This window comes from Hymenobacter piscis, assembly GCF_018760735.1.
Classification (GTDB): Bacteria; Bacteroidota; Bacteroidia; order Cytophagales; family Hymenobacteraceae; genus Hymenobacter; species Hymenobacter piscis.
The window spans coordinates 153,154-168,418 of record NZ_JAHHZN010000003.1; the positions used below are offsets into that span (position 1 = coordinate 153,154).

Genomic DNA, 15,265 nt, shown 5'->3' on the forward strand with positions numbered 1-15,265 from the left:
CCGCACCTGCTAAGGAGCACAGGATTTTGTCGGGCGTGCAACGCCACCGCAGGCTTCCGGCCTCTTCGGGCCGTACCCTAACCAATGGCATGCGCTTTATCCTACTCCTGCTGCTGATTTGCAGCTCTCCGCTCCTGCTTCCGGCCCAGACCCTGCGCGGCCGGGTGTTGCACGCCGACTCGGCCGCCGCCCCGGTACCCTTCGCCTCCGTCGGCGTGAAGGGCAAGGCCGCCGGGACCGTGGCCGATGCCCAGGGCTTTTTTCGGTTCCTGGACTCGCCCGAACTGGCGGCCGACGACTCGGTCATCGTGACGGGCATCGGGTACCGGCCGGCCCGGCTGCTGCTCGGGCAGTTGCGGCAGGCTAACGCCCGGGTGCGGCTACAACCACTGCCGCAGGCCTTACCCGAAGTGAGGGTGCGCCACCGGCAGCTACGGCCCCAGGTACTGGGCCGCACTGGCACCAGTGGAGTGGCCCATTGGGGTGTAAACAGCATCGTGAAGGACAGCGTCCGGCGGCGCGAAAAGCTGGGCTCGGAGTTCGGCACCTTCCTCACCTCTCCCCACAACTGCTACGTGGACGATTTCAACGTGTATGTGCAGAGCAACCCCTTCCGGCAGGTGCGCCTGCGGCTGCTGTTTTACGCCGTGCACGACAAACGCCCGGCCGAGCAGTTGTTGCCCGTCGATATTCAACTGGTGCTCACGGAGCAGCAACGGGGCTGGATCAAGGTGGACCTGAAGCCTTATAACCTGCAGCTGCACAAAGGCCAGCAAGTAATTGTGGCGCTGCAATGGCTTGATGCCGTAGGCGAAACGCCTGGCTACCAGTCCTTCGATGTCCCGGCAGCATTCCCAACCCCTCTCCACCGGGTGTACACTCGTGATAAAAGCCAGGCAAACTGGCGCTTTTATCCCGCCCGGCCCAGCCTGTACCTGAACGTGCAGAGCTGGCGATGACCCTAGGGCGGCAACGTACGTTCGTATCGACAACGGTGATTCCTGCCCCGAGGCTTTGGCCGGAAGCAGGGCGGATTGCGTTTAATACGGCCCCTCACAACCTGTTTCGTACCTTAGCCTTTCAAAACCCACCCAACCGTTCTCCCGCTATGCAAGCTCCCGTAGCTCCGTATAAACCCAAAAACCACGTCCGCATCGTGACGGCCGCCGCCCTCTTCGACGGGCACGACGCGGCCATCAACATCATGCGCCGCATTATTCAGAGCAGCGGCGCCGAAGTCATTCACCTGGGCCACAACCGCTCGGTGCAGGAAATCGTGGACTGCGCCATTCAGGAAGATGCTCAGGCCATTGCCATTACCTCCTACCAGGGCGGCCACAACGAGTACTTCAAGTACATGCACGACTTGCTCCGGGAGCGCGGCGCGGGCCACATCAAGCTCTTCGGCGGGGGCGGCGGCGTGATTCTGCCCGCCGAGATTGAGGACCTCCAGAACCACGGCATCACCCGCATCTACTCCCCCGACGACGGCCGCGCCCTGGGCCTGCAGGGCATGATCAACGACCTGCTCGAAAAGTCGGACTTCCCCACCGGCCAGCACCTGAACGGCGAAGTCAGCCACCTCCGGGAAAAGGACGCCCGCAGCATCGGCCGCCTCATCTCCGCCGCCGAAAATTTCCCCGAGGAGTTTGAGCGCGTACGCGGGGAGTTGTCAGTTGATAGTTGTCAGTTGTCAGGCGACCAACCGAACGGCCTGACAACTGACAACCAACAACCGACAACTAAAACCCCAATACTAGGCATTACCGGCACGGGCGGGGCGGGCAAGTCCTCGCTCGTGGATGAGCTGGTGCGGCGGTTTCTGCTCGACTTCCCCGAGAAGACCATGGCCATCATATCCGTGGACCCCTCCAAGCGCAAAACCGGCGGGGCCCTGCTCGGGGACCGGATCCGGATGAACGCCATCAACAGCCCCCGCGTGTACATGCGCAGCCTGGCCACCCGCCAGAGCAACCTGGCCCTGAGCAAGTACGTGCAGGACGCCGTGGACGTGGTGCGCGCCGCCGGGTTCGACCTGATCATCCTCGAAACCTCCGGCATCGGGCAGTCGGACACCGAAATCATCGAGCACTCCGACGCCAGCCTCTACGTGATGACACCCGAGTACGGGGCGGCCACCCAGCTGGAAAAAATCGACATGCTCGATTTTGCCGACGTCATTGCCCTCAACAAGTTCGACAAGCGCGGGGCCCTGGACGCGCTGCGCGACGTGCGCAAGCAGTTTCAGCGCAACCACGGCCTCTGGGATAAGCCCCTGGACGAGATGCCCGTGTTCGGCACCATTGCCAGCCAGTTCAACGACCCGGGCATGAACCGCCTCTACCGCGCCATTCTGGCCACCGTGGAGGAGCGTACCGGGGCCGCCTTCGCCTCCCACCTGGAAACGTCGAAGGTCGATTCCGAGAAGATTTACATCATTCCGCCGCACCGCACGCGGTATTTGTCTGAAATTGCCGAAACCAACCGCCAGTATGACCAGTGGGTTCACAAACAAGCTGACGTCGCTCAGCAGCTCTACGGAATCCGTCAAGCCCTCGGAGCCGTTGAAAGCCTCTCCGGCGGAGCCGGAGCAGTTAGTAACAGCAGCGGCGCAGGCCGCCCCGGAATCGAGCCCGGAGCACTCGTGGCCGGCCTGGCGGCGACCTTCGAGGAGGTCAAGCTTCGCCTGGACGGGCAAAACTGGAAGCTCCTGGAGACCTGGCCGCAGAAGGTAGCCGCCTACAAGGCGCCCGAGTTCGTGTTCAAGGTGCGCGACAAAGAATTGCGCCTCCAGACTCACACCACCAGCCTCTCGGGCTCCCAGATTGCGAAGGTGAGTTTGCCGCGCTACACGGCCTGGGGGGATTTGCTCAAGTGGCAGCTCCAGGAAAACGTGCCCGGCGAATTCCCCTACACGGCCGGCGTGTTCCCCTTCAAGCGCGAGGGCGAAGATCCCACCCGCATGTTTGCCGGCGAAGGCGGCCCCGAGCGCACCAACCGCCGCTTCCACTACGTGAGCATGGGCCTGCCCGCCAAGCGTCTGAGCACGGCCTTCGACTCGGTGACGCTCTACGGCGAAGACCCCGACCACCGGCCCGACATCTACGGCAAAATCGGTAACGCCGGCGTGAGCATCGCCTGCCTCGACGACGCCAAGAAGCTCTACTCGGGCTTCAACCTGGCCAACCCCACCACCTCGGTGTCGATGACCATCAACGGGCCGGCCGCCACCGTGGCCGCCTTCTTCATGAATGCCGCCATCGACCAGCAGTGCGAGCTCTACATCAAAGAGCAGGGGCTGGAAGACGAGGTGAACCGCAAAATCGACGAGTTGTACGCCGGCTACGGTCAGCCCCGTCCCCGCTACCAGGGCCCCCTGCCCGAGGGCAACGACGGCCTGGGCCTGCTGCTGCTCGGCGTAACCGGCGACCAGGTGCTGCCCGCCGAAGTGTACCAGGCCATCAAGGCCCGCACCCTGAGCCAGGTGCGCGGCACCGTGCAGGCCGACATCCTCAAGGAAGACCAGGCCCAGAATACCTGCATCTTCAGCACCGAGTTTGCCCTGCGCCTGATGGGCGACGTGCAGGAGTACTTCATCCGGGAGAAGGTGCGCAACTTCTACTCGGTGTCGATTTCGGGCTACCATATTGCCGAGGCCGGGGCCAACCCCATCACCCAGCTGGCCCTCACGCTCAGCAACGGCTTCACCTTCGTGGAGTACTACGTGAGCCGGGGCATGGACGTGAACGACTTCGCCCCCAACCTGTCGTTCTTCTTCTCCAACGGCATGGACCCCGAGTACGCCGTGATGGGCCGGGTGGCGCGCCGCATCTGGGCCAAGGCCATGAAGCTCAAGTACAACGCCAACGCCCGCTCCCAGATGTTGAAATACCACATCCAGACCAGCGGCCGGAGCCTGCACGCCCAGGAAATCGACTTCAACGACATCCGCACCACCCTGCAGGCCCTCTACGCCATCTACGACAACTGCAACTCCCTGCACACCAACGCCTACGACGAGGCCATTACCACGCCCACCGAGGAATCGGTGCGCAGGGCCATGGCCATTCAGCTCATCATCAACCGGGAGCTGGGCCTGGCCCGCAACGAGAACCCCTTGCAGGGCTCCTTCATCATTGAGGAGCTCACCGACCTGGTGGAGGAAGCGGTGCTGCTCGAGTTTGACCGCATCACGGAGCGCGGCGGCGTGCTGGGCGCCATGGAAACCATGTACCAGCGCGGCAAGATTCAGGAAGAAAGTCTGTTTTACGAGATGCAGAAGCACACCGGCGAGCTGCCCATTATCGGGGTGAACACCTTCCTCTCCTCCAAAGGCTCGCCCACGGTGCAGCCCGCCGAGGTTATCCGGGCCACGGAGGAGGAAAAGCAGTACCAGATTACGATGCTGCAAGCCCTGCACGCCCGCAACGCCGACCAGGCCCCTGCGCGCCTCAAGCAGCTGCAACAAGCCGCCGTCGCCAACGAGAACCTGTTCGCCGAACTCATGGAAACGGTGAAGTTCTGCTCCCTGGGCCAGGTGACGAACGCACTGTTCGAGGTCGGCGGGCAGTACCGGCGGAATATGTAATGCGCTTTTAAACTAATTCGAAAAGGGTGCTACCTTGCTGAGGTAGCACCCTTTTTGTTAACTAGTTTCCCACGCTATTTTAGTACAGCCGATGATTTCAGATAACAAACATATCCAAACCTGCTGGACCAAGACTTTAATACTAGCCATTATAGCCTTTTGCTTATTCCTAATTATTTCACTAGACTTTGCAACTACTTATCAGTCCATTGCTGCATTCTTATTATTAGCATCAAGCATATTATTTACCAAATACATTTTTACAGCCATATCAGAAAGCCTTAATAATAAGCAATGGCCAACATATACACGAATCATTCCGGTAATTATCATTTTCCTCCTTGGCACGCTTCTATATGGATATAGAAACGGCTTATTTTATGGAAATAAAGTAGTTGACGCGACTTTTCTTGACGAGCAAAGCAGAATGGATATGCACTTATATACAGACGGCCACTACATAATAACTGCGACCTGGATGCTAGGCAGTGAAACATTTAGTGGAACATACAAGAGAACAGGCAGCACTATTATATTTAATAAATATCCTGTTACCGATAACGGTTTTATAGATCAGGTTATCACTATCAATGGAAGCAGAATCTACTTTCTTAAAAGCAATCCTGATACATCTTTCTACCACTTTACCATCAACAAATGACAGCATTTTAAAAATACGAACGGCATTCTGCTGAACGGTCACGCCGAATGCAGAGATGTATATAGCAGTTTCGCGAGCCGTAGATACCTGCTGTAGAGACGCGTATTCGCGTCTCATCGTTGAACGGCGACGCCTATGTTCTTTCACGGCAAACAACATCAGCAACGACGAAACGCGAATACGCGCCTCTACAGCGGCCTGTAACGCCACTACCCGGCACAACCCTGCCGTGCCCAACCCGCCCCGCGCGCGGTTCACCGAAAACCGCGCCGCCGAAGCCCGGCAATTGCCTAGCTTTACCCCATGCGCACGGCTCTCATTATTTGGCGAAACGGCCTGCTGGCACTGCTGGCCGGACTGGCCGCCTGCTCCTCCCCCGACCAATCCACCACCCAGGCCCCAACCGCCCCCGATGTGCGCGTGCGCTACACCGCCCGCCGCGTGGCCCTGCCCGGCGTCCCGCGCCGCGGCCGTATCCTCGACCGCCACGATTCGGTGCTGGTGGCCACCCGCCCCGAGTTTCTGCTCGGGTTGCCCCGGCGCGGCGCCCTCGATACCCTGGCCCTGGGCCAGCTGCTGGGCTGGGACTCCACCACCGTGCGCCGCCGCTTCGCCGAGGCCCGGCCCTACCCCGGTGCCACCCGCTACCCGGTGCAGCTGCGCCTGACCCCGGCCGAAGTGAGCCGGGTGCGCCGCGACAGTGCCGCCTGGCCCACGCTGACGCTCGGCCAGCGGCCCCGGCGCACCTACACCACCCCGGCCGGGGCACCAGTGCTCGGGTATTGGTCGGCGGAGGCTCAGCCGTTTCTGGGCCAGGCCCGGCGCGCGGCCCGGGGCCGCTTCTACCGCCTGCGCAACGGCGGCGTGGAAAGCTACTACAACGGCCTGCTCGCCGGCCACCGCGGCTACGCCCACCCGCTCGAAGATGCCCAGGGCCGCCCCCACGGCAGCTGGACCCGCGACACGCTCTTCCAGGACGGCCAGGACCTGCACCTGACCCTCGACGTCAAGCTCCAGGCCTACGCCGAAAAGCTGTTAGGCAACCGCAAGGGCTACCTGGTGGCCCTCGACCCGCGCACCGGCGAAATCCTGGCTTTCGTTTCGGGCCCGGTGTACTCGGCCAGCATCATAACGGCCCCCGACCAGGCCGGCACCCGGGCCGAGCTGCTGGAAAGCGACGACCGGCCCCTGCTCAACCGGCCCGCTACCCTGGCCAACCCGCCCGGCTCGGTGTTCAAGCTGGTAAATGCCGCCGTGGCCCTGCAGCTGGGCGCCATCAGCCCCGCCACCGGCTTCCGCTGCGACCAGTCGCTCATCAGTTGCGTGCATGACCACCCGCGCCCGCGCAACCTCACGGTGGCCCTGCAGTACAGCTGCAACCCCTACTTCTACCAAGTGATGCGCAACCTCATCGAGCGGGTGCCCGACAGCCTGGCCGCGGATACGGTGGCTGCCCGCCACGCCAACCTGGCCCAGTGGCGGCGCTACGTGCGCTCCTTCGGCCTCGACTCAGTGCTGGGCACCGATGTACCCCGCGAAGCGCCCGGCTTCCTGCCCACCCCGGCCTACTACGACCGGGCCCGCCAGACCCGGCGCTGGACCTACCGCTCCATCTACTCGCTCAGCATCGGCCAGGGCGAAATCAATCTCACGGGCCTGCAAATGGCCAACATGACCGCCATCATCGCTAACCGGGGCTGGTACTACCCGCCCCACCTGGTGCGCGGCATCGGCACCGGCGGGCCCCTGCCCCGCTTCAAAGTGAAGCACCACACCCTCATCGACAGCGCCCACTTCGCGGCCCTGCTGCCCGGCATGAAGGCCGTACTCGAGCGCGGCGGCACCGCCGAAGCCTCCAGCCTGGCCGACGTGGGCATTGCGGTGGCCGGCAAAACCGGCACCGTGGAAAACGGCTCCGACGAGGACGACGACCACGCCGCCTTCGTCGGCTTCGCCCCCGCCGACAACCCCCAGATTGCCGTGGCTGTGTACCTGGAAAACGCCGGTTTCGGAGCCACCGCCGCCGCCCCCTGCGCTGTCATGGTCATGGAAAAGTACCTGCGCGGGAGCATTGCGCCGAAGCGCCGGAACTGGGAAGCCCGCATCAAGCGCCGCGCCCGGTCGGGTTATTGATGCACCCCCGGGTGGTAGAGACACAAAATATTGTGTCTCTACCACCCGGAACGCAACCTTTGAGCCGCGGGAAGTCGTCTTTTCGGCAATTCCCCTCCGCTCCTTTTCTGGCTGACTGATGATCTGGAAAACCCTGCTGCCGGTTCTGCTGCTGTGTACCACCCTTTCCGCCCGCGCCCAATCCCTGTCCGGACTCTGGCAGGGCGTGGAACTAGACCCCGAGGATAAAGCTGGCTACTGGCCCGCCGAGCTGCGGTTGCAGCAGGGCAAATCGGGCAGCCTGTTCGGGGTGCTCTACCACGAAGTTGGCGACGACCCGGCGGTGACCGTAACGTTTCAGGTGCGGGGCACGCGCACGGCCGACGGCCTGCGCCTCGAGCACGGTCGCAAGCTGAATGAAACCGGCCAGTCGCCCTTCAGCTACTGGTGCGCCGGGGCCATCCGCTTCACTTACGATGCGGCCCAGGAAAAGCTCACCGGCCGCGCCGCCTACCAGCCCATCGGCAACTGCAGCACCGGCGACTTCACGCTCTACCGGGTAGTGCTCAAATCGGCCGCCACGGTGCCGGCCGGGGCCGAAACGACCATCCGCGTTTCGGGCCGCAACGTGCTCTGGTACGCCGACGCCCAGCGCCAGCGCCCCCTGGCCACCGGCAACGCCTACCGCACCCGCCTCACCCAAACGACAACCTTCTACCTAGCCCAGGGCTACTATCCCACCAGCCAGAGTGCCCTGGTGCCCATTACGGTGCGCGTGGGCGGACCGGCCCTCGTCGTGCCGCCGCCGGCCGTAGAACCGCTGGCTCCCGCCGCCGCGCAGATCGGCCGGGCGGCGGCCGTGCCGCTGCCGGCCACGGTAGCGGCGGTTTCTGCCCCGCAGCCAGCGCTGCTCAGTACTACGCCGGTAGTGCTGCCTACGGTGCTGTTCAAACTGGGGACGGCCCAACTGCTGGCCGAAGCCCGCCCCGCCCTGGCCCGGCTGGCGGCCGAGCTGCAGGCCCGCCCCGAGCTACATATTGAAGTAGCCGGCCACACCGACCGCATCGGGGAGCCGCAGAAGAACCTGGTGCTGTCGGAGCAGCGGGCGGAGGCGGTAAAAAAGCGGCTGATAGCAGCGGGGGTGGCGGCCGGGCGCATCAGTACCGTGGGCTACGGCGACGCCCGCCCCCTGCACCCCTCGCCCGATGCCCGCAACCGCCGCGTGGAAGTACGGGTGATAGAATAAGCGCCGGGGCCCGCCCATAAAAAACGCGCCCACGGCCGGGGGCGGCAGTGGGCGCGGAACGGGGCGCGGGCCCGGCTACTTGCGGGGTTTACGCCCGGGCTTGACGGGAGCAGCCGGGGCGGGTAGCAGGGCCTGCTGGCGGCGGGCATCTTCCTGCTGATAAAAAGCCAGCTCCTGCTGATAAGCCGCATAATTCCAACCAGGCCGGGCCGCCGCCGCCTCGCGGGCGGCCTGCATGATGGCCTCCGTTTGGGTGGCCGGCAGGAAGGGCTGCACCGAATCGGCCAGCAGGGCCTGGTGGCTCTGCTCGAGGGCGGCTTCCAGGGCCATAATCTGCTCCACGCCTTTACCTTTCAGCGTGCCGGCCGCCGTGCGCTGCCGCGATACAACCTGCCCCTGGTAGGTAAACGGCGTGACCGGAGCCGGCCGGCCAACCGACGATGGCGTGGCAGCTTCGGGGGCCGCGCCGGCCTTTTTGTGGGCGTTGGCCTTGCTCTTGCGCGCCGCCAGCGTGGCGGCCGAAGTGGCCGCCCGCATCCCGTTAAGCAACAGGCTGGACTGGGCCTGCACCAGTGGTCCTGAAACACATAAAAGAAGGGTAAAGAGGAATTTCATACGAACGAATAAAAAGTGAAGGAGCAGGCAAAAGTAAGCCACAAAACCCGTTCGGCAGCCCTGCCCCTCTCCTGTCCGGCCGGGCATGCCGGACTGCTGGGCCAGGGCCGACCGGCTTCACAAATAAATGATGCTTGCATAACACTTTCGTCAACTTTGCGTAGTATCTTTGCAGTCAACAAACTGACTTACATCACCTAACGATACTCGCATGAACAAGCGCACTGCCACCATTTCTTCCCTTTTGCTGCTCGGCGGCCTGGGGTCTTTGAGCTTTCTGGCGGCCCAGGTCCTGGACCTGAACCTGTTTTTTGACCTGCGCGACGAGGAAGAGCTGCACTTCTGCTAATCGCCGCTTCGGCCGATGTTTTTCCGAAACCCTGCCCCTTCGGCGGGGTTTCCTGCGTTCCGGCCCTCCGGCAGACACGAACTGCGCATAATCCGTTGCTCATAATCAACGGTTTACTTGGCCGACCCGAAAAAAACAACATCCTTTCGCGGCGGTTTTCGGTACTTCACACTGGCAGCGGCCCACTGGGGGCCCCCGCTCCGTGTTTTTCACCAGCTGATTCCGGGCTACTGCGGCCGTAGACAAGAGCGGCCACAGAGCCTTCATCAGCGCAACTCCGTGATTTATGAATTTGGATGGCTTGAAAGAGCAGATCAGCTACATCATCGGCCGCGACATGGCCCGCAACTTCGCCCAGCAGGGCCTGGAGGTAGACGTGGACGTATTTGCCCAGAGCATGAAAGAGGCCGTGGCCGGAGAGCCCAGCCGCCTCACCCCCGAGCAGATGCAGAACGCCATGCAGCAGCTCCAGGAGCAGCTTGGCGGCGGCCAGGACGACGACGACGACACCCCCAACTCCAACGATATGAGCAACAACAAAGCCGAAGGCGAATCCTTCCTGCAGCAAAACGCCGGCAAACCAAGCGTTACGACCCTGCCCAGCGGCCTCCAGTACGAAGTACTGACCGAAGGCAACGGCCCCAAGCCCGGCCCCGGCTCCTCAGTGACTACCCACTACCACGGCACGCTCATCAACGGCACCGTGTTCGACAGCTCCTACCAGCGCGGCCAGCCCGCCACCTTCGGCGTAAACCAGGTAATTGCCGGCTGGACAGAAGCCCTGCAGCTGATGCCCGAGGGCTCCAAGTGGCGCCTCTACATCCCCTCCGACCTGGCCTACGGCAAGCGCGGAGCCGGCCGCGACATTGGCCCCGATACCACCCTCATCTTCGATGTGGAGCTGCTGAAAGTGAACAAGTAGCCGGGCTGGGGAAAGCAAGCCGGACTTGCCGCACTTTTGTTGTGTAACAGGCTTGCATTTCATCTTCCTCCGAACCGCTTACCTGTCATCCACTTCCCCTTCAATGAAAGCCCCGCTGCCGCCCGTGCGCCTCGTACCACCCCACTGGGTACGAACCACTACGGCCAGCGGGGCTTTTTCCGGTATGTCTGAGCCCGATTCCCCTTCCCTGCCGTCCCCCGTTCCAACCCAGGCCCCCGGGGCCGACGGCCCTACGCCACCGGTTACCAACCCACCGGAACCTGCTGCGGCCGAAAACGCCGGCTTTCGGCTGCTGCCGCCCCCGCCCGCGGCGCAGTTTGCCGTGGAGCGCAGCGAAGACGGCCGCCTGGTGCTGGGCAACGAGGGGCTGGAACTGGACGGGGAGCTGTTTGCCTGGCGGGAGCTGGAAGCCGTGGACGTGCAGCCGGTGCGCTGGCTGTTGGGCGTATTGCTGGGGGCCTTCAGCTTCTGCGGATTCCTGCTCGGATTTCTGCAGTACTGGCTGCGCAGCCTGCCGGCCGCCCTGGGCATGGCCCTGGGAGTGGTGCTGATGGCCTGGGGGGGCCGCGGCACCAACCGGTGGCGCCTGCACCGCCCCGGTCAGGAAGCGCGTCACTTCGCCCTGTCGGGGGGGGCGCGCAGCTGGCAGCGGCTGGCCCAGGAAGCCAACCAGCGCATCCGTCAGCGCCACCACGAGGCGGCGGCAACGGCGGCCTATTACCTGCAGCGCGCCGACTATCAGGCCCTCCCGCCTGCCCCGGAATCAGCCTAGCGCCGGGGCCGGAGCGCCATTCAGCGGGCCGGAATGTCGGCTTTATCGACGGGCGGGGTCCCGGTTCGGGCCCTGGCTAACGGGCTTTGCCGGGTAGTTGGGCAGGCGGCGCCGGGCGGGAAGTCCGCGGCATCCACTACCTTCGGCCCCGTTTGTAAAAAACCTGCCTCCTTCTTACCAGCTCCCCTTACCTCATGGACGCTAAACACCAGCACTCTGCCATTTCCACGGCCGGCCTGCTCATTGCCCTCGGCATCATCTACGGGGATATCGGCACTTCGCCGCTGTACGTGATGAAGGCCATCGTGCCCGGGCAAATTGACCCGCTGCTCGTGTTCGGGGGCATTTCCTGCGTGTTCTGGACGCTCACGCTCCAGACCACCATCAAGTACGTGCTGCTCACGCTCAATGCCGATAACAACGGGGAAGGCGGCATTTTCTCGCTTTACGCCCTGGTGCGCCGGCGCGGAGCCTGGCTCTCGGCCGTGGCCATTATCGGGGGCTCGGCCCTGCTGGCCGACGGCGTCATTACCCCGCCCATTTCGGTTTCCTCGGCCATTGAGGGGCTGGAGGCGGTGTATCCGGGCATCCCGACGGTGCCCATCGTTATCGGCATCATTGCGGGCCTGTTTCTGCTCCAGAGCTTCGGCACCCAGATTGTGGGCAAGGCCTTCGGCCCGATTATGTTTATCTGGTTCTCGATGCTGGCGGCCCTGGGCGTGAGCGGCATTCTGGCCCACCCGGAAATTCTGAAAGCCCTCAACCCCTACTACGCCTATAATCTGCTGGTAAACTACCCCGGCGGTTTCTGGCTGCTGGGTGCCGTGTTTCTGTGCACCACCGGGGCCGAGGCCCTCTACTCCGACCTGGGCCACTGCGGCAAGGGCAACATCCGCATCAGCTGGATTTTTGTCAAGAGCTGCCTGGTGCTCAACTACCTGGGCCAGGGCGGCTGGCTGGTTGCCCACCAGGGCCAGCAGCTCAACGGCCGCAACCCCTTCTATGAGCTCATGCCCGCGTGGTTTCTGCTCATCGGCATCGGTATTGCCACTATTGCCGCCATCATCGCCTCCCAGGCCCTTATCACGGGCTCGTTCACGCTGGTGGCCGAGGCCATTCGCCTCAACATGTGGCCCAAGGTAAAGCTCAACTACCCCACCGATGTGAAGGGCCAGCTGTACGTGCCCAGCATGAACCGCCTGCTGCTGCTGGGCTGCGTGGCCGTGGTGCTCTACTTCCAGAAATCGGAGAACATGGAGGCGGCCTACGGGCTGGCCATCACGCTCACCATGCTCATGACCACCATATTGCTCACCACGTGGCTGCGCTCCAAGCGGGTGCCGCTGGCGGCCATTGTGCTGTTCGCGCTGGTGTACGGGGCCATCGAGGGCTCGTTTCTGATTGCCAACCTCATTAAGTTTCCTCACGGCGGCTGGGTGTCGCTGGCCATTGGGGCCACGCTGGTGGGCGTGATGTACGTGTGGCTGCGGGCCTTCTACATCAAGCGCCGCCTCACGGAGTTCGTCAAGATTGAGCCTTACGTAGAAGCCCTCAAAGAACTCAGCAGCGACGAATCGGTGTCGAAGTACGCCACGCATCTGGTGTTCATGACCTCGGCCGAGCGCCAGTCGGAAATCGAATCCAAGATCATCTACTCCATCTTCCAGAAGCGTCCCAAACGGGCCGATATCTACTGGTTTGTGCACGTGGACACCACCGACGAGCCCTACACCATGGAGTACAAGGTGACGGAGCTGGCCAAGGGCGACGTATTCCGCATCACGTTCCGCCTCGGCTTCCGGGTCGAGCAGAAAATCAACCTCTACTTCCGCAAGGTGATTGAGGAGCTCGTGCGCAACAAGGAAGTGGATATTACGTCCCGCTACGAGTCCCTGAGCAAGCAGCACGTGACGGGCGACTTCCGCTTTGTGGTGCTGGAGAAGTTCCTGTCGGTGGAAAACGACTTCCCGCTGGTGGAGAAGCTCGTCATGCAGGCCTACTTCTACATCAAGCAGTTTATTGCTTCCGAAGACAAGTATTTCGGCCTCGATACGAGCTCGGTGAAAGTGGAGAAAGTCCCGCTGGTTATTGCTCCCGTCCGGGAGGTCGCCCTGGAGCGCATCGGCTAGCGGCCGGATTTCTCCCGGATAATTTTTCGAAGTCCCGCTGCCCGGCAGCGGGACTTTTTTTTGCGCCCTGTCCTAGCCCGAATGCGGGCTTGGCCGTCCGAATCAGGCTCGGGCCGCAGGGCCCGGCGAGCTGGCTTACCCGCCACATGTTGCACTTATCCAATATTTCGTTTTATTTATGCCATCGTTCTTTTCCCAACCAAAACCCCACTATCCGATGCGTACCCTTACCCTTGCGCCCGTTGCGCTGCTGGCCCTGGCGCTGGCCGCCTGCCAGGCCGATTCCCGCGAGCAGGCTCCCCGGCCCCTGCCCGACCCGACGACGGCGCTGACCACCCAACAGCTCAACGACCAGATCATCAGCGGCCTGCGCCAGCGCGGGCAGTTCGACTGGAACGCGGCCTCCGTCCACACCGTCTGGAGCGCCCTCCAGCAGTCCGACCACGTGCTGTCGGTGGGGTATCAGCCGGCCGGCAACCGGGATTTGCGCCTGCCCGATGATGCGCGCAGGGCGGCGGAGTGGGAGCAGGCCCGGGCGCAGGTGCTGGCCCTGATTCTGGCCGAGGAGCAGAAAGCCCACCCCGACCTGACCCTGGATAAGCTCCGCGTTTTCGAGCCCAATGCCCTGCCGGTACTTACCGTTACGGTGCGGGAGCTTGGGACCCTTAAGGCCCTGCGCGCCTCCGGATTGGTGCGCTATGCCGAGCCCATGGGCTACGAGCCCCACGGGGCGGCGGCCGCCGCCCCCACTGCCAACCGACCTGCCGCCGGGGCCCTGAGCAGCGGCTGCGGCAACAACACGGCCACCGCCGGCCTCACGCCCAGCTCCGATTACACGGTGTTCCCGGACGGCAGCAAGTCATCGTGGCACCAGCAGGACCAGTACCACGGCATCCGCACAGCCTGGGGCCAAAGCACCGGCCGGGGCCAGAAGGTACTCATCATCGACACCGGCTCCTCCGCGGACCAGGAAAACCTGGGCGCAGCCTTCAACCAGGGGCAAAGCACCGGCCGTACCATTGAGCGCCTCGTGACTCTGCCCCGCAACACCATCTTCGGCATTCCCTACGGTGCCACCGAAACGCCCAACGACGACTGCGGACACGGCACCAGCATGGCCGGGGCCTGCGCCGCCCCCCGCGGCACCGACGGCGCCGCCGCGGGCGTGGCCTACAACGCCAACCTGATTGTGGTGCGGGCCGCCACCGACGTATTTCTGGATGCCAGCCGCGAAGTGCAGGGCGTGACGGATGCCTTTCTGCTGGCCGCCAACCGCCCCGATGTACGCATTGTAAGCATGAGCATGGGCCGGCTCACGTCCTCGGGCCAGATGGCGGATGCCATCCGCTACGCCTACGGTAAAGGAAAGCTCATCTTCTGCGCCGCCGGCACCTCCTTCGACTGGTCGGCCGGCTGGGTGGGTGTCATCTACCCCGCTTCCCTGCCCGAGGCGGTGGCCGTTACCGGCATAAAAGACGACCTCAAAACCCGCTGCGACGAGTGCCACGTGGGCCCGGCCGTGGAGTTCACCGTGGTGATGCAACGCGCCAGCAACAACCGGCGGCCCCTTACGTTGGCCATGAGCGGCGATGCTCCCAGCACTGTGGGTGGCTCCTCGGTAGCTACCGCCAGCATGGCCGGCATGGCCGCCGTCATCTGGGCCCGCTACCCCTCTGACACCCGGGCGCAACTGCTCAACCGCCTCGTGGCCGCCAGCTCCAACCGCGCCCGCCGCGACGCCAGCTTCGGCTGGGGCCGCGTGAACGTGGCCACCGCCGTAGGCGCACCGGCGCTGTAGTCAATTAAAAATTAAGAATTAAAAATGGCCGGTAGTTCCTCGTAAAAGAGGA

General features: G+C 63.4%; 11 protein-coding genes. 10 read left to right on the top strand and 1 reads right to left on the bottom strand.

Annotated elements, in window-relative coordinates; translation table 11 throughout:
* Positions 1–89: 89 nt before the first annotated feature.
* The 5 genes from KLP40_RS04555 to KLP40_RS04575 all read left to right on the top strand — a co-directional run bounded on the left by KLP40_RS04555 (position 90) and on the right by KLP40_RS04575 (position 8,607).
* Positions 90–959: a carboxypeptidase-like regulatory domain-containing protein gene (locus tag KLP40_RS04555; protein WP_215592512.1), complete on the top strand. Its 870-nt coding sequence runs from the start codon at positions 90–92 to the stop codon at positions 957–959.
* A 149-nt stretch (positions 960–1,108) separates the two neighbouring features.
* A complete protein-coding gene (locus tag KLP40_RS04560) occupies positions 1,109–4,588 on the top strand; it encodes a methylmalonyl-CoA mutase family protein (RefSeq protein WP_215592513.1) in 3,480 nt (1,159 codons plus the stop codon).
* 91 nt (positions 4,589–4,679) lie between these two features.
* A complete protein-coding gene (locus KLP40_RS04565; protein WP_215592514.1) occupies positions 4,680–5,249 on the top strand; it encodes a hypothetical protein in 570 nt (189 codons plus the stop codon).
* Between the two features lie 303 nt (positions 5,250–5,552).
* Positions 5,553–7,382: a peptidoglycan D,D-transpeptidase FtsI family protein gene (locus tag KLP40_RS04570; RefSeq protein ID WP_215592515.1), complete on the top strand. Its 1,830-nt coding sequence runs from the start codon at positions 5,553–5,555 to the stop codon at positions 7,380–7,382.
* Positions 7,383–7,500: 118 nt separating this feature from the next.
* Positions 7,501–8,607: an OmpA family protein gene (locus KLP40_RS04575; RefSeq protein ID WP_215592517.1), complete on the top strand. Its 1,107-nt coding sequence runs from the start codon at positions 7,501–7,503 to the stop codon at positions 8,605–8,607.
* A gap of 75 nt (positions 8,608–8,682) precedes the next feature.
* Here KLP40_RS04575 and KLP40_RS04580 read toward each other — a convergent pair whose 3' ends face one another.
* On the bottom strand, positions 8,683–9,222 hold the full coding sequence (locus KLP40_RS04580) for a hypothetical protein (protein ID WP_215592518.1): 540 nt from the start codon (positions 9,220–9,222) through the stop codon (positions 8,683–8,685).
* A gap of 211 nt (positions 9,223–9,433) precedes the next feature.
* Here KLP40_RS04580 and KLP40_RS04585 point away from each other — a divergent pair, with 211 nt between their 5' ends.
* From KLP40_RS04585 to KLP40_RS04605, 5 genes are all read left to right on the top strand, one after another.
* The gene (locus KLP40_RS04585) at positions 9,434–9,571 is read left to right on the top strand and encodes a hypothetical protein (RefSeq protein ID WP_215592519.1); all 138 of its coding nucleotides are present in this window, start codon (positions 9,434–9,436) and stop codon (positions 9,569–9,571) included.
* 286 nt (positions 9,572–9,857) lie between these two features.
* On the top strand, positions 9,858–10,493 hold the full coding sequence (locus KLP40_RS04590; protein ID WP_215592520.1) for an FKBP-type peptidyl-prolyl cis-trans isomerase: 636 nt from the start codon (positions 9,858–9,860) through the stop codon (positions 10,491–10,493).
* 103 nt (positions 10,494–10,596) lie between these two features.
* Positions 10,597–11,286 (top strand): hypothetical protein, encoded by a 690-nt coding sequence (locus KLP40_RS04595; protein WP_215592521.1) that lies wholly within the window; start codon positions 10,597–10,599, stop codon positions 11,284–11,286.
* Between the two features lie 194 nt (positions 11,287–11,480).
* The gene (locus KLP40_RS04600; protein WP_215592522.1) at positions 11,481–13,415 is read left to right on the top strand and encodes a KUP/HAK/KT family potassium transporter; all 1,935 of its coding nucleotides are present in this window, start codon (positions 11,481–11,483) and stop codon (positions 13,413–13,415) included.
* A gap of 217 nt (positions 13,416–13,632) precedes the next feature.
* On the top strand, positions 13,633–15,213 hold the full coding sequence (locus KLP40_RS04605; RefSeq protein WP_215592523.1) for a S8 family peptidase: 1,581 nt from the start codon (positions 13,633–13,635) through the stop codon (positions 15,211–15,213).
* Positions 15,214–15,265: the final 52 nt, after the last annotated feature.